The 20,662-nt window shown below is 63.8% G+C and carries 19 protein-coding genes and 2 pseudogenes; 19 read left to right on the top strand and 2 right to left on the bottom strand.

Going from position 1 to position 20,662, the window contains the following annotated elements:
- The first annotated feature begins 91 nt into the window (after positions 1-91).
- The 6 genes from AB4Y44_RS05895 to AB4Y44_RS05870 all read left to right on the top strand — a co-directional run bounded on the left by AB4Y44_RS05895 (position 92) and on the right by AB4Y44_RS05870 (position 3,852).
- A complete protein-coding gene (locus AB4Y44_RS05895; RefSeq protein WP_368698957.1) occupies positions 92-328 on the top strand; it encodes a hypothetical protein in 237 nt (78 codons plus the stop codon).
- Between the two features lie 171 nt (positions 329-499).
- Positions 500-1,291: a hypothetical protein gene (locus AB4Y44_RS05890; RefSeq protein WP_368698956.1), complete on the top strand. Its 792-nt coding sequence runs from the start codon at positions 500-502 to the stop codon at positions 1,289-1,291.
- Positions 1,288-1,548, top strand: coding sequence for a hypothetical protein (locus AB4Y44_RS05885; protein WP_324141184.1), 261 nt, complete (start codon positions 1,288-1,290; stop codon positions 1,546-1,548). The genes AB4Y44_RS05890 and AB4Y44_RS05885 overlap by 4 nt, the downstream gene beginning before the upstream one ends.
- A 33-nt stretch (positions 1,549-1,581) precedes the next feature.
- Positions 1,582-2,862 (top strand): hypothetical protein, encoded by a 1,281-nt coding sequence (locus AB4Y44_RS05880; protein WP_368698955.1) that lies wholly within the window; start codon positions 1,582-1,584, stop codon positions 2,860-2,862.
- Positions 2,863-3,170: 308 nt separating this feature from the next.
- Positions 3,171-3,641 (top strand): hemagglutinin repeat-containing protein, encoded by a 471-nt coding sequence (locus AB4Y44_RS05875; protein ID WP_368698954.1) that lies wholly within the window; start codon positions 3,171-3,173, stop codon positions 3,639-3,641.
- Positions 3,642-3,663: 22 nt separating this feature from the next.
- Positions 3,664-3,852 (top strand): polymorphic toxin type 22 domain-containing protein, encoded by a 189-nt coding sequence (locus AB4Y44_RS05870; RefSeq protein ID WP_368698953.1) that lies wholly within the window; start codon positions 3,664-3,666, stop codon positions 3,850-3,852.
- Between the two features lie 193 nt (positions 3,853-4,045).
- Here AB4Y44_RS05870 and AB4Y44_RS05865 read toward each other — a convergent pair.
- Positions 4,046-4,120: pseudogene (locus AB4Y44_RS05865) on the bottom strand (hypothetical protein); the annotation flags it as partial.
- A 635-nt stretch (positions 4,121-4,755) separates the two neighbouring features.
- On the opposite strand from AB4Y44_RS05865, the pseudogene AB4Y44_RS05860 reads away from it, so the two are divergent.
- The 6 genes and pseudogenes from AB4Y44_RS05860 (at position 4,756) to AB4Y44_RS05835 (ending at position 12,257) form a co-directional block, all read left to right on the top strand.
- A pseudogene (locus AB4Y44_RS05860) lies at positions 4,756-6,484 on the top strand (ShlB/FhaC/HecB family hemolysin secretion/activation protein).
- Between the two features lie 78 nt (positions 6,485-6,562).
- Positions 6,563-7,492, top strand: coding sequence for a LysR family transcriptional regulator (locus AB4Y44_RS05855; RefSeq protein WP_342919253.1), 930 nt, complete (start codon positions 6,563-6,565; stop codon positions 7,490-7,492).
- Between the two features lie 90 nt (positions 7,493-7,582).
- Positions 7,583-8,008 carry a MarR family transcriptional regulator gene (locus tag AB4Y44_RS05850; protein WP_342919254.1) on the top strand — a complete coding sequence of 142 codons (426 nt, stop codon included), beginning with the start codon at positions 7,583-7,585 and terminating at the stop codon, positions 8,006-8,008.
- Positions 8,009-8,168: 160 nt separating this feature from the next.
- A complete protein-coding gene (locus tag AB4Y44_RS05845; RefSeq protein ID WP_342919255.1) occupies positions 8,169-9,185 on the top strand; it encodes an HlyD family secretion protein in 1,017 nt (338 codons plus the stop codon).
- Positions 9,186-9,249: 64 nt separating this feature from the next.
- Complete coding sequence (locus AB4Y44_RS05840) at positions 9,250-10,785, top strand: DHA2 family efflux MFS transporter permease subunit (protein ID WP_342919256.1); 1,536 nt, start codon at positions 9,250-9,252, stop codon at positions 10,783-10,785.
- A gap of 8 nt (positions 10,786-10,793) precedes the next feature.
- Positions 10,794-12,257, top strand: coding sequence for an efflux transporter outer membrane subunit (locus AB4Y44_RS05835; RefSeq protein WP_368698952.1), 1,464 nt, complete (start codon positions 10,794-10,796; stop codon positions 12,255-12,257).
- Between the two features lie 29 nt (positions 12,258-12,286).
- Here the strand turns inward: AB4Y44_RS05835 and AB4Y44_RS05830 are convergent, their stop codons facing one another.
- Positions 12,287-13,222, bottom strand: coding sequence for an AraC family transcriptional regulator (locus AB4Y44_RS05830; protein ID WP_342919209.1), 936 nt, complete (start codon positions 13,220-13,222; stop codon positions 12,287-12,289).
- 149 nt (positions 13,223-13,371) lie between these two features.
- Here AB4Y44_RS05830 and AB4Y44_RS05825 point away from each other — a divergent pair, with 149 nt between their 5' ends.
- The 7 genes from AB4Y44_RS05825 to AB4Y44_RS05795 all read left to right on the top strand — a co-directional run bounded on the left by AB4Y44_RS05825 (position 13,372) and on the right by AB4Y44_RS05795 (position 20,566).
- Positions 13,372-13,908: a carboxymuconolactone decarboxylase family protein gene (locus tag AB4Y44_RS05825; RefSeq protein ID WP_342919210.1), complete on the top strand. Its 537-nt coding sequence runs from the start codon at positions 13,372-13,374 to the stop codon at positions 13,906-13,908.
- Positions 13,909-14,061: 153 nt separating this feature from the next.
- Positions 14,062-15,246, top strand: a complete 1,185-nt coding sequence (locus tag AB4Y44_RS05820; RefSeq protein WP_368698951.1) for an acetyl-CoA C-acyltransferase — start codon at positions 14,062-14,064, stop codon at positions 15,244-15,246.
- Positions 15,247-15,308: 62 nt separating this feature from the next.
- Positions 15,309-15,743, top strand: a complete 435-nt coding sequence (locus AB4Y44_RS05815; protein WP_233886448.1) for a MarR family winged helix-turn-helix transcriptional regulator — start codon at positions 15,309-15,311, stop codon at positions 15,741-15,743.
- A gap of 127 nt (positions 15,744-15,870) precedes the next feature.
- Complete coding sequence (locus AB4Y44_RS05810; protein WP_342919212.1) at positions 15,871-17,229, top strand: TAXI family TRAP transporter solute-binding subunit; 1,359 nt, start codon at positions 15,871-15,873, stop codon at positions 17,227-17,229.
- Positions 17,230-17,456: 227 nt separating this feature from the next.
- The gene (locus AB4Y44_RS05805; protein WP_342919213.1) at positions 17,457-18,809 is read left to right on the top strand and encodes a DUF3300 domain-containing protein; all 1,353 of its coding nucleotides are present in this window, start codon (positions 17,457-17,459) and stop codon (positions 18,807-18,809) included.
- A 26-nt stretch (positions 18,810-18,835) separates the two neighbouring features.
- The gene (locus AB4Y44_RS05800) at positions 18,836-19,780 is read left to right on the top strand and encodes a DUF2950 domain-containing protein (RefSeq protein ID WP_342919214.1); all 945 of its coding nucleotides are present in this window, start codon (positions 18,836-18,838) and stop codon (positions 19,778-19,780) included.
- A 198-nt stretch (positions 19,781-19,978) separates the two neighbouring features.
- Positions 19,979-20,566 carry a YSC84-related protein gene (locus AB4Y44_RS05795; protein ID WP_042268112.1) on the top strand — a complete coding sequence of 196 codons (588 nt, stop codon included), beginning with the start codon at positions 19,979-19,981 and terminating at the stop codon, positions 20,564-20,566.
- Positions 20,567-20,662: the final 96 nt, after the last annotated feature.

Genomic DNA, 20,662 nt, shown 5'->3' with positions numbered 1-20,662 from the left:
CCCGAATGCTACACATTAAGCCCTTCGACAACAGCTACAAAAAGGCGCGCGACAGCTACAAGGCCAAGGACGACAAACAGGAATAGCGAGAATGAATGAACCAGAACTTGGCAGGGTCGCGATCGAGGATAACTTTGCCGTCGCCCAGATTGCGCTCTACCTGTTTGCGATTCTGCAGGTGGTACCCACGTTGATGACTGCCACCGGGGCGGTTCCGCTCGGCATCGCTGCGCAAACCTCGACAATGCAGCGCCTGTCGGCGACGACAAATACGGCCGACAACCTTCTTTGCTTTGCGGTGGGTTATGTCCGCTGGCGCGGTGTCTGAACCGCTGTACACCACTGGTGTGGCGTATTGCGTTGGGCATATTCCTGCTCAACACAGGCGTCGCTGCACTAGTGATTGCCGCTCAACCCAACCCCTATCCAGTCTTGACTTGTGGCCTTTCTGTCGCCGGCGCGATATCGATATGGAACGCGCGCGGAGTGATCAGAAGGTATGAAAGTCCGGACCCGATCACCTGACCTTTACAACAGACAACTCCACCCTGATGAATACGCGCTAGCGAAGAAGAATGCGAAGCTCGTTGCCGATAAGCTGGGGATCAGTGTTCAGGAAGCGGAAGGCCGAATCATAGCGGAAATCCTGCGAAATTCCGATAAGCAGACGGCGGAAGCTTCGGGCGGCAAGCACGACTGGGAAATCCGCAGCATCGTGGGTTGCCAGAACTTGAACTGCGATGGCTACAAGAAGGATCCGAACTACGCGAACCACGATTACAACAGTCAGTACATTACGCAGAACCAGGGTGCATTTGACGTTGGGCAAAGTCAGCTTGGAAGTGGTCTAACTGATGCGGAACTCCGGCAGAAGAATTTGGTGTACGAGCGCGCCGGAAAGTTCGCCACCACGGGAGTTGCCTGTCTGGTTGCAGGGCCGGTTGCTTGTAAAGCAGCGGCTTCTGGGTTGGCGACAACGCTTGGGTTGAGCTATTTGTCTGGGAAGCCCTTGACCACGGCCGAAACCATCGGTGGACTCTATGGTGGAGCTCTGGGGGGCATCTACGGTCAAGCCTTGAGCACATGGGCAGGCGGGACCAGTTCGCTAATGCAATCAAGCGTTCTCTTCGTGACGAAAACGGGGACGATTGCTGCCGGAAAGCAAATAGGTGTTCCGCTGGGAAATTCGACCGGGTTGGCTCAACCGGTTGACCCTATGTTTGATCCATTCACCAATCCGTGGTGGGGGATTAGAAACACTTGGGATCAGCTTGGGGAGACGAAAAAATGAACATGGAAATCGGTGCGTTCGTAATTGCTCTTGCGGTTCTGCTGGTTACCTTTCTTCTCTTCGGTAGAAGGCTGGAGGATTCGTTTAGAGCGAAGTTTTCATATTGGCTGAAGTCAACGATGACGATGGCGCCGCTGCTGTTTGCATGGTTTTCCTATAACGAACCGAGTGCCTTTGGCGTGGTTGGTGCGCTAGTGAGCATCGGCTTGGCAGCCGCATTCACTTTTGGGCGTTCATACCTTGTTGCGATGTTGTAGCAGCACAAAACTGCTGATCTGTACAACAGGCAGTTGCACAGTGGCACGAGCATTAACACGGACGAACGTCAGCTTGCGAAGAAACTTGCCGACGGCAGCGACGGGAAATACACGCAGGCGCAGATCGAGGACCAGATGCGCATCATGAGCGTGAGCGTGAACGGGGACTACGCAGACGCGCAGGCCAGGGCGACGGGTGACCCCGCATGGGCCGAAGGCGGCAATAAGCGTGCGGAGATGCAGGCGGCGGGCGCTGCGGTCGTATCGGGCCTGGGCGGCGGCGTGGGCAGTGCTGTCGAGGGTGCAGCAGGCGCGGGTATTGGCTCGAAGATTGGGGGCGAGTTGAACAAGCTCAGTGATTCGATTGCGGCGTCGAACCTGACCGGCGATGCGAACATGAACGCCGCGCTTGGCAACATCGTGGCGAACGTGGTCGCGACGGGCGCGGGTGCGGCAGTAGGTGGCGCGGGCGCGTTTGGCAGTTCGACCGTGGACCTGTACAACAGGCAATTGCATCCAGACGAGCGGCAATGGGCGAAGGACAATGCAGGCAAGTTCGCGCAGTTTTACGAAGGCCAGACTGGACAGACAATCACGACCGATCAGGCGCAGCAGATGTTGCTGGCGAACGGCTATCGGCTCGTCGATGACATGGCAAGCAAGGGCCCGGGCGGCGATCCTCTAGCTGTACAGTTTATCAGCCAAAACGCCAGTGGCTTGTTCAATGCTACTCCCGCTGAACGGGCGAACCCCGGGCGGCTGGGTGGACCGTTGACGCCTGAGCAAACTGCATTGCCCGGTTACGAGGCGCATCCGCAGGTTGGTATGGCGGTCGGCGCTGCGGTTGGTATAACAACCCTTGGAGCCGTTGCTCCCATCGCAGCTACAGCGTGGGGACTAGGTGCGTTGTACGACTATTCGGGCGACGCACTTAGTCGCGCCCTTGGCCTTTCGAATGATGATCCTAACGTCGGCAAGTCACTTATGGTTGGAGGAATTACTGCTGCCATTTCGGCGTTGTCTCTTCCGCTCGGAGCGCTAGGCAAAGAGGCGGGGATCGCGGGTAAGGTTGTCGTAGGCGGTTATAACGCGGCTGTAGCGGGGGTCGGTAGTTTCGGCGCAACCGCAGTCGCAGACTCTGGAAGCCCTGATCTCGCTGCCGGCGTGGGAATCGGGTCGAACGCACTTGGTGCATTGATGACGGGCATGATGCCTGGACCACTCGGTAACTTTTTGAGCCAGATAAATCAGGTTCTGGCGGGTCCGGCGCAAAGTGCAATCTCAAATGCATCGAAATCAGAGGGGAAGAATTGATCGCGAAAAGCAAGCGGAAAATCGTCTGGCGAAAGGCGCTTACTGCCTATGTTGCCGCTTGTGCGCTACCAATGTTCATTTTGGCAGTCTCCTTGGTGAAAGGTGCGGGTTGGCGTCCTGTACTGGTCGGATTGCCCGCTTATCTAACGTTCTTTGCGGCGATCACATATCAATTGGTCAAGGAACTTCGTGCGTTGGAGCGCGACGTCGAATCCAACTCATGAATCGATTGATCGCGTACCCATTCGATCTATTAACGCAAGGCGGAGCAGCGTCCATCATGGGATTGTCGCTTTTCCGGTGTCAACGTGTTTAGTGGTACGGCGGCGTTCGTCGCAACGGGCGACGGTACACCCGGCAGCGGCAACGTCACGATTGCCGGATCGAACGTGAGCGCGAACGATGTGCTGCTGGCCGCGAAGAACCAGGTGAACGTGGTCAACACCACGAACACCGATTCGACGCGCAGCTCGAATAGCTCCAGTAGCGCGAGCATTGGCGTGCAGTACACGCTGGCCGGCGGCTTTGGTGTGTCGGCTGCGATGGCAAATGCGCACGGAGACGCGAACAGCGACGCGGCGATCCAGAATGCTTCGCACGTGAACGGCACGAACAGCGTGACGGTGATCTCGGGCAGCGACACGAATGTCACCGGCTCTCAGGTCAACGGTGGCAAGGTGATCGCGGACGTGGGCGGCAATCTGAACATCGCGAGCGTTCAGGACGTGACGAACAGCGCTGCACCGTGGAACGATTGGTTATATATTTGGTGCACATGATGCAAAGTCGACCAGCGACTTCTTGACTGGCGATGCAAATCAGGCATTTATTTCTGTGCCTACACCGTTTGGCCGCAACGTTGTTGCTGCAATAACGCATTCGTATGGCGGCGCAACGCCTATTGAAGTAGGCATTGGTCAGTTCGGTCCTGTTACGTTTGGCGTGGTGCCGTGGGGACACACCACGCAGATTACCGGGCAACCGAAGTAAGGAGACTTGTATGGCTGTGGGTGGAGGTCCGACTCCCGAACAATGGGAGAAAATGACGCGTGAGCAGAAAATTAGATACTGGATTTGGGTCGCTCTTGCATGCGCGTTTATTGGTGGTTTGCTGATCAAGAAGGTCTTCTTTAGCTGAAACAACAACCCCGGTGCTGGCCGGGGTTGTTGTTTGCAGTGCTGCTTACTCGTGCATGATGACGAGCCTGCCGTGGTGCACTTCAATCCTCACTTGCTGCCCGGCCTCGAAGCCCGCAAGCTCAAGTCATCGCCCCGATAACGTGCGCCACGGATAAAGCGGCGACTCGGTGCGCGTTCGCGCGCCGGTATCGCCACCACTGCTAGATAGTGACGCGCCGCCCGGGGATGAGCGGCGCATACATTAAGACTGCCATTAGCCATGATCAACTCCTGTGTTGAGTTGGTGGTGGTTGGCGGATTGTATGAGCTGCCACCCACGCGGCCCGCGCTTCGATTATTCGCCTACAACGGAGCTGCCACTGCGCTAGGCGTCGGCGCTGGGTCGATACTCGGCGAAACCGTCAATATTGGAACCGTCAGCGGGGATATTCCGTTGACCACAGACAAAGCCGGATGAAATGGTGACGTGATGCCTGCTTCCCGTTCTCGTATCCTAATCGATCGCGTCGCATTCGAATTGCGTGCCTGATCGTCTTTACAACGATGATGGGGTTCATCTATTACGTGGTGCTGAAAAGCATGCTCTTCGGTTGAAACACCACCCCAGACCGCGGCCGAGGTGTTGCCTGTAGTCACCAGAGACTAATGAATTTCCATAAATCGTAGTAACCGGCCACCACACTCCAGTCGCTATCTCAATAATTCAGGAATCCAAAAATAACAACGTATGATTTTCCACACCCCGTCATCACCATGAAAATCCGAAAGAGGTTATCAGCGCTGCCGCTCACAGCCCTAGCCACGCTCGCGCCCAACGTGCCGGCACAAAACCTGGGCGGAATGGAAACTGAGCAAATTCAGCAACAGCGCCTCGACACGCAGCAGCGTGAGGCCACCGTACAGGCACCCGCCGTGCGCTCGACCGTGCCGCAGGCGCAGGCGTACCCCGACCTGCCGCAGGAGACACCTTGTTTCCGTATCGAGACGTTCACGCTCGACGTGCCGCCCGCGCTGTCCGACGCGGTACGAAAGCAGGGCGCGTTCGCGCTGCCGCAGGACCCGTTCGCCTTCGCGCTCGAATGGCTCGGCCACTACCAGGGGCAATGCGTCGGCAAGGCCGGCATGGAGGTGCTCGTGAAGGGCCTGCAACAGGCGATCCTCTCGCGCGGCTACATCACCACGCGTGCGCTGATACCCGAGCAGGACCTGTCCTCGGGCGTCATGCGGTTTGCGCTCGTGCCGGGTGTCGTGCGCCAGGTGCGGCTTGCCGAGCCGTCGATGTGGGGCACATGGAGAACGGCATTCCCCACCGGTAGCGGCGAGCTGCTGAACCTGCGCGACCTCGAGCAGGGCCTCGAGCAGATGAAGCGCGTGGCGAGCCAGGACGCCGACATGCAGATCGAGCCAACCGGCACACCCGGCGAAAGCGATGTGATCGTGACGCTCAAGCGCAGCAAGCCGTGGACGTTCGTCGCCTCGGTGGACAACTCGGGCACCGACGCCACGGGCAAGTGGCAGGGCAACGTGAGTCTTGGCATCGACAACCCGCTCGGCCTGAACGACATCTTTACACTAGGCGCGAACCAGGACCTCTCGTTCGGCAACAAGTCACTGGGCTCGCACGGCTTCAATGGCTCGTATTCGGTGCCGTGGGGCTACTGGACGGCCACGCTCTCGGGCAATACGAACACCTACTACCAGAACATCGCGGGCGTGAACCAGACGTTCGTATCGAGCGGCAATTCGCAGATTGCCGCGCTGCGTCTCGCGCGTGTCATCGCGCGCGGCCAGAACGATGTCCTCGGTGGCTATATGCAGCTCTCGAAGCGGTTTGGCGACAGCTTTATCGATGACACGACCCATCCCCACGCAGGCGCGCAACAACACGTTCCTCGAACTCGGGGTGACCGATCGTCATTACTTCGGCGCGGCACAGTTCGACGGCACGCTGGCGTATCGCCAGGGCATCGGGGGATTTGGCGCGACACCGGATCCGTACACGAACGGTCACACCTATCGTTTCCACATGGCGGTGCTCGACGCCAACCTCTCGGTGCCGTTCGCCATCGCCTCGCAGCGCTTCGCTTATACGGGAACCGTGCATGGCCAGTTCACCAACGACACGCTGTTCTATATCGACGACCTGACCATCGGCAGCCGTTACACCGTGCGCGGCTTCGATGGCAACACGATGCTGGCCGCCGAGCGCGGCTTCTACTGGCGCAACGAGCTGCAATGGTCTGTGTTCCAGACGGGGCAGACGCTCTACGCAGGCATCGACTACGGCCACGTGTTCGGGCCGGGTACGGCGTTCCTCGCGGGTACGCAACTCGCGGGCGCGGTGATCGGCGTTCGCGGCGGGATCCCGATGAAATACGCAGGCTTGAGCTATGACCTTTTCATGGGTACGCCAATTTACAAGCCTCGTGGTTTCCCAACTTCACGCCTGACGGTCGGCGTGCAGGCCACCGCACAGTTCTGACAAATCGCCCCGTCGTCGTGCGTGAGTGGGCCGCGTTGCCCGGTGTTAAGCTACGCCAACACCATCCCCCTCACGACCATGGACTACATCGACAGCCTGCGGATCTTCCGCTCCGTCGTCGAGGCGCGCAGCTTCACGCGTGCCGCGGACATGCACAGCCTTACCACGCCCGTCGTCTCGCGCGCCATCGCGCGCCTCGAAAAGCGCCTCGGCAGCCGGCTCTTTCATCGCAGCACGCGCGCGGTGTCGCTCACCGAGGCGGCTGAGCGCTTCTACGAAGGTTGCTGCCGCGTGCTCGACGACCTCGACGCGCTGGAGGCCGACGCCACCGTGCAAACGCGTGAAGCGAGCGGCGTGCTGCGCCTGGTCGCACACACCACGGCCACGGTCAATCGCCTGGTGCCGCTCATCGCCAGCTTCAAACGCGCGCATCCCAAGGTGACGCTCGACGTGATCCTCACCGAGCGCCCCGTCGATCTCATCGCGGACGGCTACGATCTCGGCCTCGTGCTGCCGTTCATGCTCAACAACGATTCGACCGTCACGCGCCTGCTCGAGCGCATTCCGCTCGCGCTCGTCACGACGCCCGCATATCTCGAAGCGCATGGCACGCCAAAGCATCCTGCCGACCTTGCCAACCACGTGTTCGTGCCGATGCCGCCTTCCATGCGCAAGCCCGTGATCGCGTTCCGCGTGGGCGAGGAGGAAGTCGTAGTGCCGTTGCATCACGAAATCGCCTCGAACAACCCCGAGTTCAACCGCGCGATGGTGCTGCAAGGCTTCGGCATCGGCATTCTCCCCACCGCGCTCGTCGGGGAGGAACTCGAGGCGGGCAAGCTCGTGACGGTGCTCGACGACTTCCCGCTCATCGACATGCAGATCGAGATTCGCCTTGCCTACACCACGCGCACGCTGCTGCCGGCGAAGGTACGCGCGTTCATCGACCACGCCACGGCGTTTTTCGACGACGTGACGCACGAGACCCCCTCCGAAGTGAAGGCAAATTGAAAGCTTGGCCGCGATTATTGTCGCCGCGTCCATAATGTGATGCGGCGCATAAGCCTTGTTCGCGGCCTGACTGCCGACTAATCTGTGCATATGCACATCTACCAGTCACCCGAGCACGACGATTGCTTCGCCGTACGCCAGGCCGCGCGGCATCTGTCGCAGCTTTACGAGCGGCATCTGAGCGCGGCGGGGCTCACGCCCACGCAGTTCAGCATTCTCGGCGCGCTGGGTCGCGCGTCGAGCCTCACGATGGCGGAACTCGGACGCTCGATGGTGATGGAGCGTACCACGCTCGTGCGGGCCTTGCGGCCGCTGTTGCGCGGTGCGCTCGTGGCCGATGCGCCGGACCGCGGCGGACGCCGCCGCCGCCTCGCGCTCACGCAAGTGGGCCGTACGCGGCTCGACGCGGCGCACGAACACTGGCGCGCGGCGCAGGACGAATTTGAGCGCCGCTTTGGCGCACGACGCGCCGCGTGGCTGCGGCGCGAGTTGTTTCGCATCACCCGGGCGGTTTAGTGTTTTCGGTCGGGTTTGTGGGTTGCGTCGCGCTTCTTCCCATCGCGGCGTTTTTTTCATCTTTAGCAGTGTATATGCACAGGTAAACGTCATGTCGAGTCCTTCCACTTCCGTCGTGGTCGAGCCGACGCAAGCGAGAGAGCGTACGCGCATCTCGCGCATGCGTCTCGCGCTCGGCGCGGTCGCTCTCGTGCTGGCCGCCGCCGCCGGCTACTGGTTTTTCGTGCTGCGCTTCGTCGAGACGACCGACGACGCCTACGTCGGCGGTAATGTCACCGTGATGGCGCCGCGCGTGAGCGGCTTCGTCGCCGAGATTCCCGTGCAGGACAACCAGCGCGTGCACGCGGGCCAGGTGCTGCTGCGTCTGGACTCGCGCGACTACGACGCGAAGCTCGCCCAGGCCAACGCGGAGCTGGCGAGCGCGCGCGCCGCGGTTGACGAATTGCAGGCGCGGCGCACGCTGCAGGAAGCGGTGATCAACCAGCACCAGGCCGAAGTGCGCGCCTCGAATGCGGAACTCACGCGCAGCGGTCAGGACCAGACGCGCTACCGCGAGCTGGTGAAGGACGACGCGGTCTCGAACCAGCTGGTCGAGCGTGCGGATTCCGACTACGCGAAGGCCCAGGCGTCGGTCGCGCAAAGCGGCGCGGCGGTGCTGGCGGCCCAACGCCAGCTCGACGTGCTGGCCGCGCAGATCAACGACGCCCAGGCGCGTGTCGCAACGGCCGAGGCCAACCAGCGCCTCGCGCAACTGAACGTCGAGTACACGACCTTGACCGCGCCCGTGGATGGCTACATCGGCAATCGCACGGCGCGGGTGGGCACGCTTGCCAACGTGGGCGCGCCGCTGCTGACCGTGGTGCCCGCCACGGGCCTGTGGGTGGACGCGAACTTCAAGGAAGACCAGTTGAAGAAGATGCACGCGGGCGACCGCGCCGACGTGACACTCGACGCGGCCAGCGGCACGCTGCACGGCACCGTGGAGAGCCTCGCGCCCGCCACCGGTGCGACCTTCAGCGTGCTGCCGCCCGAGAACGCCACGGGCAACTTCACGAAGATCGTGCAGCGCGTGCCGGTGCGCATCCGCGTCGACGCGAATGCGCCGGCGGACCTGCAAGCCGCGCTGCGGCCCGGTCTTTCGGCGACCGTGAAAGTGCATCTCACGCAAGCGCATTGAAGAGGCGACGACGATGAACGCCACGACCAGCGTCGACCCGACACTCGCTCCCCATCTTCAACCGATGGCGCAACGCGCCTTCGCGTTCGCGCTGATGTGCATCGGCTTCTTCATGGCCACGCTCGACATCCAGATCGTCGCTTCGTCGCTGCGCGACATCGGCGGCGGTCTTTCCGCGAGCCAGGACGAGCTGTCATGGGTGCAAACGGCTTATCTGATTGCCGAGATCATGGTGATTCCCATGTCGGGCTGGCTCTCGAAGGTGTTCTCCACGCGCTGGCTCTTCGTGGCCTCCGCGGTGGGCTTCACCATTACGAGCATGTTGTGCGGCCTCGCCTGGGACATCAACTCGATGATCGTGTTTCGCGGCCTGCAAGGCGCGCTCGGCGCGGCGATGATTCCCACCGTGTTCACCACGGCCTTCGTGCTCTTTCCCGGCAAGCAGCGCCTCGTCGCCTCCACGACCATTGGCGCGCTCGCCTCGCTCGCGCCCACGCTCGGGCCCGTGATCGGCGGCTGGATCACCGATCAATGGTCGTGGCATTGGCTGTTCTATCTGAACCTCGTGCCCGGTATTGCGGTGGCCGCGCTGGTGCCGAAGTACGTGAACATCGACAAGCCCGATCTTTCACTGCTCAAACGGGGCGACTACGTCGGCATCGTGCTCATGTGCGGTTTTCTCGGCTGCCTCGAATACGTGCTCGAAGAAGGCCCGCGCAAGAACTGGTTCGGCGACGACGTGATCGTTGCCTGTACGTGGATCTCGGCGATCTGCGGCTTTCTCTTCATCGTTCACGCGCTCACGGCGAAGGACCCCATCGTCGATCTGCGCGCGCTGCTCGTCCGCAACTTCGGCATTGGCAGTCTGCTTTCGTTTGTCACGGGCATCGGCATTTTCGTGGCCGTTTATCTCACGCCGCTCTTTCTCGCGGAAGTGCGCGGCTACAGTTCGCTGCAGATCGGCTTGTCGCTGCTTTCGGTGGGTGTGTTCCAGTTGCTCGCGCTTGGCGTCTACGCCTTTGCCACACGCTATTTCAGCATGCGTGCGCTGATGCTGTTCGGGCTGATCTGCTTCGGGGTTGGCTGCTATCTGTATGTGCCGCTCACGCACGACTGGGGCTGGCAGCAGTTCCTCGTGCCGCAGGCGCTGCGCGGCATCGGCCAGCAGTTCGCCATTCCGCCCATCGTCACGATGTCGCTCGGCTCGCTGCCGCCTTCGCGGCTCAAGTCGGCAAGCGGGCTCTTCAACCTCATGCGCAATCTGGGCGGCGCGATCGGCATTGCCGTGAGCGCGACGATGCTCAACGACCGGCTCAACTTCCACTATCTGCGCCTGAACGAGAGCGTGACCAGCGGCGCACCGCAGGTGCAGTTGCTGCTGGCGGGGCGCACCGCGTATTGGTCGTCCGTGGCGGGCAATGCACTCGACGCAGCCGAAGCGGGGCTCGCGCAACTGCATGCACTGGTTCTGCGCGAAGCGCTCGTGATGACGTTCTCCGATACGTTCTTCGTGCTTTCGCTTTGCTTCCTGGTCGCCATTGCGAGCGTGGCGTTCTCCAAGCCCATTTCGCTGGGTGGCCCGCCGCCCGACGCCCATTGAGGTGCCCCATGAAAACCCCTGAACGCTCATCGACTCCCATGCGTCTCGTACTCTCGCTGCTTTCCGCCGCCGTGCTCGCCGCGTGCGCGGTGCAGCCCGCGCAGCATCCCGACCTGCCTGCCACGGTGCACGAAACGGCGCCGGCGGCATGGCGGATCGACGCGCCGCAGGACGCCATCGAAGCGCGCGCCTGGTGGGCGCAGTTCGGCGATCCGACGCTCGATACGCTGCTCGCGACGGTGCTCGAAGGCAACCTCGACTTGCAGGCCGCCGCCGAACGCGTGAAGCAGGCGCAATCGATCACGACGCAAAAGCACGCGGCGCTGCTGCCGCAACTCGACTTCACCGCGCATGGCGCCTATACGCGGCAGAACACGCCGCCGCCGCTCGGCTATGTGAAGCAGGCAGGCGCGGGCCTCGCGCTGAGCTGGTCGCCCGACGTGTTCGGCGGCGAGCGGCTCGACCTGCTCGCGGCGCAAGCGAACCTCGTGGGCCAGAAGCATGCGCTCGATGCCGTGCGTCTCGCGCTGGCGGCGAACACGGCCTCGGCGTATGTCGATCTGCGCTATGCCCAGGCAGAGTTGAAGATCCTTCAGGACAACCTGGAGATTCGCAAGCGTACCTTGCTGCTCACGCAGGACCGCCTGAAATACGGCCTCTCCACGCAACTGGACGTGGCGCGCGCGCAAACGCAGCTGAGCGAGCTGCAAGCGCGCATTCCGCGTGCACAGGCGAGCATCGATCATCAGTTGAACCTGATCGCCGTGTACACGGGGCGCACGCCGGAGTCCGTGGCGCAGCTCGCGCTCGCGCAAGCGGCGCCGATTCCCGGCGTGCCCGCGAGCGTGCCGCAGATGCTGCCTTCCGAAGCGCTGCTGCGCCGCCCCGACGTGCAGGCCGCGTACGCGACCGTGCAGCAGCGCGCGGCGGAAGTGGGCGTGGCGCGCGCCGAGCGTTATCCGAAGTTCACGCTCAATCTCACGGATGGCATTCTCGCCGCGTCCTATCTCGGCATGCCCACGCTCACGGATAACCTCTTCAGCGCGGCGATCGGCGCGACGAGCCCGATCTTCAACGCGGGGCGCATCACGGCCGACATCGACCAGAGCGAGAGCCGCATGCGTGAATCGCAATTGAATTTGCAGGAGACCATGCTGCAGGCTCTGCGCGAAGTGGAAGACAGCCGCAGCGATCTCGTGAGCACGGCAAGCCAGACCCAGCAGTTGAACGACGCGCTGGGTTCGTCGGCGCAATCGCTCAAGCTGGCCAACCAGCTCTACAAGGGCGGTGCCGCGGACTTTCTCGATGTGCTGAGCGCGCAGCAAACCCTGCTCGCCGATCAGGACCTGCTCAACGACGCGCAGCGCGAGCGCGCGCAGGCCGCGGTGGCGCTCTACCGGTCGCTGGGCGGCGGATGGAGCCAGAGCGGCGACGTGGTGCTTGCGCAGGAAACGCCCGCGCACGGCGGCTAAAAAGCACGGACGGAGCCATGACCTCGAAATCAAGCGCCGGATGCTGCCTCGCGAGCCAGCGAGCGCCACTGTGCGGGCGTCATGCCCACGTGGCGCTTGAAGCCGCGCTGGAACGCGGCGTCCGACTGGTAGCCCACGAATTCGCCGATTTCAGCCACGCTGTCGTTGCTCTGCGCGAGCATGCGGCCCGCGAGGGTCATGCGGATATCGGTGAGCACGTCGGCGGCCGAGCGGCCGATGGCCTCGTCGAAGTGCCGCGCGAACGTCGCGCGCGACATGTGGCAAAGCTCGGCAAGCTCGGGCAGCGTCCAGGACTTACCGGGCGCTTCGAACATGGCGTCGATGGCGGGTTGCAGGCGCGGCCGTTGCGCGAGCGCGAGCAGGCCGCGCGGCGGGGCGTCGCCGGCGCTCGCGTAGCGCAGTGTGAGCCCGAACAGCGCGCCCGACAGATGGTTCACAAGCGACTCGCTGCCCGGCGCCGCCTCATACGCTTCGTCCCGCAACAGCGCGATCAGGCGCACGAGACGTTCGGGCGCCTGCGTGCCGGCGCGCGCGCTATGCACGACGAGGCGCGCCGGCAGATTCTCGCGCAGCAGGCGCTGCGGCACGGCAGGCAGCAGGAAGCGGCCGCACAGGACGTCGGCGATGGCGCCATCGCCCACATTCGTTTCGATGCTTACGCCGTTTTCCATCCGCCTGGCAACCGCGGCGGGCGCCGTGCCGCTGCCGTCGTGCAGCACGTGCGCGCTGCCCGAGGGAAACAGCACGATGTCGCCTGCATGGAGCGCGACGGGCGCGCCGTGCGCGTCCTCGACGATGGCGCGCCCCGCAAGCAGCACGTGATAGCGGATCTCGCGCTCCTTCGCAGCGGGATCGTCGATGCGCCAGGGCGCGCCGAAATGGCAGCGCACGTCGAGGCGGCCGGCAACGGGCATCAGCGCGAGAAGGCGGCTCAGCAGATCCATGGTGGGCGAGTGAGACGATTGAGCATGAAGTCGCGCCATTCTGGCATTAAAAGCGCGACGGTGCGCGACTAGACTGCATCCATGCCATCGACGATGGCAGCGCGACACAGACACCCGCTCGCGACCACGCAACGTTAAAGGAGCAAAACATGTCCCGTCTTTCCGCCATCAAGCCTGAAGCCGCCACCGGCGCCGCCGCTGAAATCTTTGCAAAGATCCGCAAGGCCGTGGGCAAGGTGCCCAACGCCTACGCCACCATCGGCACGCATAGCCCCGAAGCGCTGGGCGCGCTGCTCAACATGGAGGCCGTGATTTCCGCCGGCACGCTGTCGAAGCCCGACATCGAAGCGATCAAGCTCGCGGTGAGCGAAGTGGCGGGTTGTGACTACTGTCTCGCGGCGCACACGCTGGCGGGCAAGTTCGCCGGGCTCGCGCCGGAAACGATGAAGGCGGTCCGCGCCGGCGAAGCGAGCGGCGACGCGCAGCGCGACGCACTGGTGCACTTCGTCCGCCTGCTGGTGACGACGCACGGTACGGTGCCCGAAGCGGACGTGAGCGCGATTCGCGAAGCCGGTTATACCGAGCGCCAGATCGTGGAAATCGCGCTTGCCGTGACGTCGATTACGTTCACGAACCTCGTGAACCGCGTCAACGATACGACACTGGATTTCCCGGCCGCACCGTAACGTAGCGGCAACGGTTTTACCACCCCGCGTGCGCTGGACACGACATCAATCGTGCCAGCGCACGCGAGCGCTTGTTCCACAAAAACGTTTGAAAGTGTGCATATGCATACATAGAATGTAAGTGGAACAGTGCACATGAAAGGAGAGTCGACCATGAGTACACGCGAGATCGTTTTGTGCCAGCCGGTGCGTACGGCAATTGGCGGATTCAACGGTGCGTTCAAGGGCGTGCCGGCCACGGAGCTAGGCGCGGCGGCGGTGCGCGAAACGCTCGCGCGCGCGAAGCTCGACCCGGCGCGGCTCGGCTCCGTGGTGCTCGGCAACGTGATCCAGGCGGGCAACAAGATGAATCCCGCGCGGCAGGCCGAGCTTGGCGGCGGCGTGCCGGTTCAGGTGCCCGCGCTCACCGTGAATCGCGTGTGCGGCTCCGGTGCGCAAGCGGTTGCGAGCGCCGCGCAAGAGGTGATGCTGGGTCTTGCCGACGTCGCGCTGGCGGGCGGCATGGAGAACATGGACCGCGCGCCGTATTTGCTGGACGGCGGCCGCTGGGGCTATCGCATGGGCAACGCCGGGATTCACGACAGCATGCTGCGCGACGGCCTCGTCGATGCGTTTTCGGGCCAGCATTCGGGCTGGCATACTGAGGACCTCGTGACGCGGGCCGCGCTCACGCGCGCGGAGCAGGACAACTGGGCCGCGCGTTCGCAGCAGCGCTTTGCAGCCGCACAAGCGGCGGGGCGCTTCAAGGAAGAAATCGTCGCGGTGGAAGTGAAGGGCAAGAAGGGCATGGAGCGCATCGATACCGACGAAGCGCCGCGCCCCGACACGACGCTCGAAGGGCTCGCGAAACTGCGTCCCGCGTTTCGCCCGGACGGCACGATCACGGCGGGCAATGCGCCTGGCCTGAACAGCGCGGCGAGCGCCATGCTCGTGGCGGAGCGCGGCTTCGCCGAAGCCGAGGGGCTCTCGCCGATGGTCAGGCTCGTGGCGTGGGGCGTCGCGGCGGTGGAGCCGGGCCTGTTCGGCCTCGGTCCCGTGCCCGCCGTGCAACTCGCCTTGGGGCGCGCCGGCTGGTCGCTGGCCGACGTCGAGCGCTTCGAGATCAACGAGGCATTCGCGGCGGTGCCGCTCGCGGTCATGAAGCAGCTGGGCATTCCCGAGGACATCGTGAACGTCGAAGGCGGCGCGATCGCCCATGGCCACCCCATCGGCGCGACGGGCGCGATTCTCACCACGCGCCTCGCATGGTCGATGCAGCGCGACGGGCTGCGCCGCGGCGTCGTGACGCTTTGCATCGGCGGCGGCCAGGGTATCGCGCTCGCGCTCGAGAAAGTATGATGGCCGGGCCACGTGAGACGCGTGGGGCTGAGATACGGACTGGGATACAGGCGGGGAACACGATGACGAAGCGGATCACACGCGAGGAATGCAACTGTTTTGCACTGCGGCAGGCGGCGCGCTTCGTCACGCAGCTTTACGAGCGGCACCTCTCGCAGGCCGACCTGACCGCCGCGCAGTTCACCATCCTCTCTCGCCTCGCGGGTCGGCCCGACGCCACGGCCGCCGAACTCTCCGACGACCTCGTGATGGACCGCACGACGCTCGTGCGGGCGCTCAAGCCGTTGCAGCGCGACGGCCTCGTGCTCACGGCGGCGGCCGAACACGACACGCGCACGCTGGTCTACCGGCTCTCGGCCGCGGGCTTGCGCCGCTATGACAAGGCGCATGCGTTATGGCTCGACGCGCAGGCCGAGTTCGAGCAGCACATGAAGCGCGACCGCGCGAAGGCGCTGCGTACCGAGCTGTTCGCCTTGACGAAGGCTGCAGCGGGCTGACACGACACTTACGCAAACTCGCGTTTCGTAAGCTCTCCGGGGCAGGCGGCCACGCCGGCGATCAGATCTGGCGCGAAAATGGCATCATGAGAATTCCAGGAGTCTGACGCTTTGCCGCCGGGTTCTCATGAGACGATATCGACCGCCGCCACCCAATTTCCTGCGTGACCACGCGCATCCAGCCTGGCGCGATATCGCGTTGACCACGCTGCCCGTGGCCCTGTTCTGCGCGGTGGTCGTCGGTCTCGTCTTCTGGCTCGTCGACCCGGCGCCGCCGCGTACGATCACGATCAGCGCGGGCCCCGCCGACAGCTCCTTCATGCAGATGGCGCAAGCCTACCGCGCGATCCTCGCGCGCAACGGCGTGACGCTCAAGATCCTCGAATCGGACGGCTCGGTGCAGAACCTGCAGCGCCTGCTCGATCCGAAGCAGCACGTGGACCTCGCGTTCGTGCAGGGCGGCGTCGCCGACGGCGTGGACACGCGCTCGCTGATGTCGCTCGGCAGCGTGGCCTATTTGCCGATCGTCGTTTTCTACTACGGCTCGGGCCTCACGCGGCTCTCCGAACTCGACGGCAAGCGCATCGCCATTGGCCGCGTGGGCAGCGGCACGCGCGAGCTGGCGCTCAAGCTGCTCTCCGCGAACGGCATCGACCCCGGCGGCGACTCCACGCTCCTGCCGCTCGACGGCATGGACGCGGCCACGGCGCTCGTCTCCGGCCGCGTCGAGGCCGCGATGCTGAGCGGCGACTCGACCACGCGCGCCCTGATGCTGCGTTTGCTCGACATCCCCGGCATCTCGGTCATGAGCTTCGGCGAAGCGGCCGCCTATACGCGGCTCTTTCCGTATCTGGAGAACGTCGACCTGCCGCCCGGCGTGCTCGATCTGCGCCGGCGCCAGCCGCGCGAAACGGTGCATCTGATCGGCCCGACCGTCGAACTCGTCGCGCGCGATACGCTGCATCCCGCGCTCTCCGATCTGCTCATCGAAGCGGCGGGCGAGGTGAACGGCGCGCCCGGGCTTCTGCAGCGCGAGGGCCAGTTTCCGAGCCCGGCGGTGCACGACTTTCGCATAAGCGAGGACGCCACGCGCTACTACAAGTCGGGCAAGAGCTTCCTCTATCGTGCGCTGCCGTTCTGGCTCGCGAGCGTGACGGACCGTCTGCTCGTGCTGCTGCTGCCTCTGGCCGTGCTCGTGATTCCCGCGTTGCGCACGATACCGGCGCTGTATCGCTGGCGCGTGCGTTCGCGCATTTATCGCTATTACGGCGCGCTCATCGCCATCGAGCGCGACGCACGCATGCATACGAACGAAGAACAGCGGCGCGCGCTGATCGAAGAACTCGACGAGATCGAGCGCTCGCTCAATACGCTGCGTATGCCGCTCGCGTTCGCCGATGCGTTTTACGTGTTGCGCGAACACGTGGGTTTCGTGCGTATGCACTTGAATGCCGGCGAGTCGCAATCGCACTCCAGCGCGGTCTAATTCGTATTCACGATATTGTTACGCTCAACGTAGTTTTTCGACTCGTTGATGCACATCGCTTAATCGCAGTGTTGCAACACTTCTTCGGTTGACACTGCGAGTCTCGTCCCTTTATTTTTTGTAGCCACGCCGTCGCGGCTTCGAGACAGTGAGGCTCGCTCGAGGTTTGCGAATGTTCGATCCCTGCGCGTATTAGAACCATTGTTCGTAACCGGGAGGACCATAACGTGAAAAAATCCGGTGCAAGCCAGCGTCTCGCCTGGCTCGTGTGTGCCACACTCGCGGGCGCGCCGCTCTTCGTGGGGCCGCTTGGGCCCACTGCCGCGCTTGCGCAGAACGCGGCGCATCTCTCGAACCAGCAGCTCGATTCGCTCACCGCGCCGATCGCGCTCTATCCCGACGCATTGCTCGCGCAGGTGCTCATGGCCGCCACGTTCCCGCAAGACGTGTCCGCCGCCGCCGCGTGGGCCAAGTCCAATCCGAACCTCAAGGGCGACGACGCTGTGAAGGCCGTCGCTTCCCAGCCGTGGGACCCGAGCGTGCAGTCGCTCGTGGCGTTCCCGCAGGTGCTCGAAACCATGGCTTCGAAGCCCGACTGGGTCCAGCAGATCGGCAACGCGTTTCTCGCGCAGCCCAACGACGTGATGGACTCGGTGCAGCGCCTGCGCGTGCAGGCGCAGAAGGCGGGCAACCTCAAGTCCAACGAGCAGCAGAAGGTCGTGGTCCAGCCAGCCTCGAGCACCTCGACCACGCAGACCATCGTGATCGAGCCGGCGAATCCGCAGGTGGTGTACGTGCCGACCTATAACCCCACGGTGGTGTATGGCGCGTGGCCGTATCCGGCCTATCCGCCCGTGTATATGCCGCCGCCTCCGGGTTACGCGATTGCGTCGGGTTTTGTCGGCGGGCTCGCGTTCGGCGCGGGCATCGCGGTCGCTAACTCGCTGTGGGGCGGCTTCAACTGGAACAACCATGACGTGAACATCAACGTCAATCGCTACAACAACGTCAACGTCAACAACCGCATCAATTCGGCCAACGGCACGGCGAACTGGAATCGCAACGCCAACGTCGAGCGCCGCCAGAACTACAACAACGCGAACCTGAACGGCCAGCGCAACCAGTACCGAGGCTACGACCAGTCGCGCACCCAGGCCATGGAGACCTTGCAGAACCGCACTGGCCAGAACATGAGCGGCAATGCGCAGCAAAGACTCCAGGGCATCCAGGAGGGCGGCCGGCCGAATGCCAACGGCGGCAATGCGCTCAACAACCGCGCGCAGAACGGCGCGCAAAACGCAAACCGTGGCAACGAGTTGAACAACCGCGCGCAATACGCGAACCGCACGAACGATCTCAACAACCGGGCGCAGAGCATGAATCGCGACAACGCGTTACGCGGCGCGGGCGACGGCGCCAATGCGCGCCTCGAACAACAACGCGGCCAGCAAAGCCGCGCAGCGTTCCAGAGCCATGGCGGCGGCGGCTTCAACGGCGGCGGTGGCGCAGGCGGAGGCGGCTTCCATGGCGGTGGTGGTGGCGGGTTCGGCGGTGGCGGACGTCACATCGGCCGTCGATAACGTTGAATCTCATGAGGAGTCGAAAAATGATCCGCACTTCCGCACGCCGCCTGCCGCACGACTACGCGCTCGCGCTCGGGACGGCACTCGCGCTCTTCGGCGCCCCCGCGCTGCTGCCGGCCCAGTTCGGCGGCGCCGCCGTCTACGCGCAAGCCGTATTCGACACGCCCGAAGCCGCCGCGAACGCATTCACCGACGCACTCGCGACCAACGACCAGGGCGCCATGAAGCACGTGCTCGGCAACGATTTCACCGCGTTCATCCCCACGCAAAACATCGGTCAGGACGATATCGACGACTACCTTGGCGCCTGGGCGAAGGGCCATCGCGTCGTCCCCGACGCCACGCCGGTCGCCGGCAAGGCGAGCGCTCACGTCGAGGTGGGCGACAGCGGCTGGACGCTGCCCATCCCCATCGTGCAGTCGGGCAAGGGCTGGCATTTCGACCCGCGCGAAGGCTCGAGCGAAATTCTCACGCGCCGCCTCGGCCGCAACGAGCGTGCTGCCATGCTCACCTCGCTCGCCTACGTCGACGCGCAGAACGACTATCGCAAGCTCACGCAGCACTATGCGCAGCGCCTCGTGAGCACGCCGGGCACGCACGACGGTTTGTACTGGCCGGTCGAGCCGGGCGAGACCGAAAGTCCGCTCGGACCGCTCGCGGCAGCCATGCCGGGCAACGCGAAGATCACGCCGGGGGAGGGGTATCACGGCTATCACTTCCGCATTCTCACGGCGCAGGGGCCACACGCCAGCGGCGGTGCGCGCAGCTATCTCGAGAACGGGTATCTGAGCGGCGGCTTTGCGCTCGTGGCCTGGCCGGCACAATACGGCAAGACCGGTGTGATGAGCTTCATCATCAATCAGGACGGCCGGCTTTATCAAAAGAACCTCGGGCCGAACGGCGCGCATACGGCAGCGGCGATCAAGGCCTTCGATCCCGACTCGTCCTGGCAGGCCACCACACCCTGAGCGGCGATCCGCCATCCGTCGGACGGCATGATTTCTGACGTTGTTCGCTAACGGACGCCTCACACGGAATTCGGGCACAATCAAGCCACGGCGACGTGGCTGTCGCCCGATGCGGGCTTTGGCCAACGGAAAGCGGAGAGGTTGGGCATGTGGCTTGCTCAATCTTCCCCGCACTCTCATTCGTGTGGAGATAACCAAATGCAACGACGCAACTTCATGCTAACGGCGGCGGTGACCCTTGCCTCGGGCGGTCTCACGCTCGCGGGCTGCACCACCACGACGAATTCGAATTCCACGGCGTCGCAGAACATGTCCAAGCGGCAGTCGATCGACGCGTCCGTGGACGGCACCCTCTCGCGGCTCTATTCGACCGTGAAAGGCTCGCACGAACTCCTCGCGAAGTCGCGCGGCGTGCTGGTGTTCCCCGAAGTGCTGCAGGCCGGCTTCATCGTCGGCGCGCAGTATGGCGAAGGTGCGTTGCGCGTGGGCGGCGCCACGGTCGGCTACTACAGCACCGTGTCGGGCTCGTTCGGCCTGCAGGCCGGCGCTCAGTCGAAGGCGCTCATCTTCGCCTTCATGACGCAGGACGCACTCGACAAGTTCCGCGCGACGGACGGCTGGGCGGCGGGGGCCGACGCCTCGGTCGCGCTCGTGACCGTGGGCGCGAACGGCGTCGTCGACACCAACACGGCCACGCACCCGGTCGAAGTCTTCGTGCTGACCAACGCGGGCCTGATGGCCGACGTCTCGCTGGCGGGCACCAAGGTCACGCGCCTGAACATCTGATAAGGCGCGCTCCGGTAAAAAGCGCCGGATCATGTAAAAAGGGCAAGGCGATCAAGCCTTGCCCTTCGTCATTTCTGCGCGGCCCGCACAGCCGGT

Origin of the sequence: Paraburkholderia sp. BR10937 (genome assembly GCF_040965695.1) — a bacterium.
Lineage (GTDB): Bacteria > Pseudomonadota > Gammaproteobacteria > Burkholderiales > Burkholderiaceae > Paraburkholderia.
This window is presented reverse-complemented; position numbering and strand designations above follow the sequence as displayed.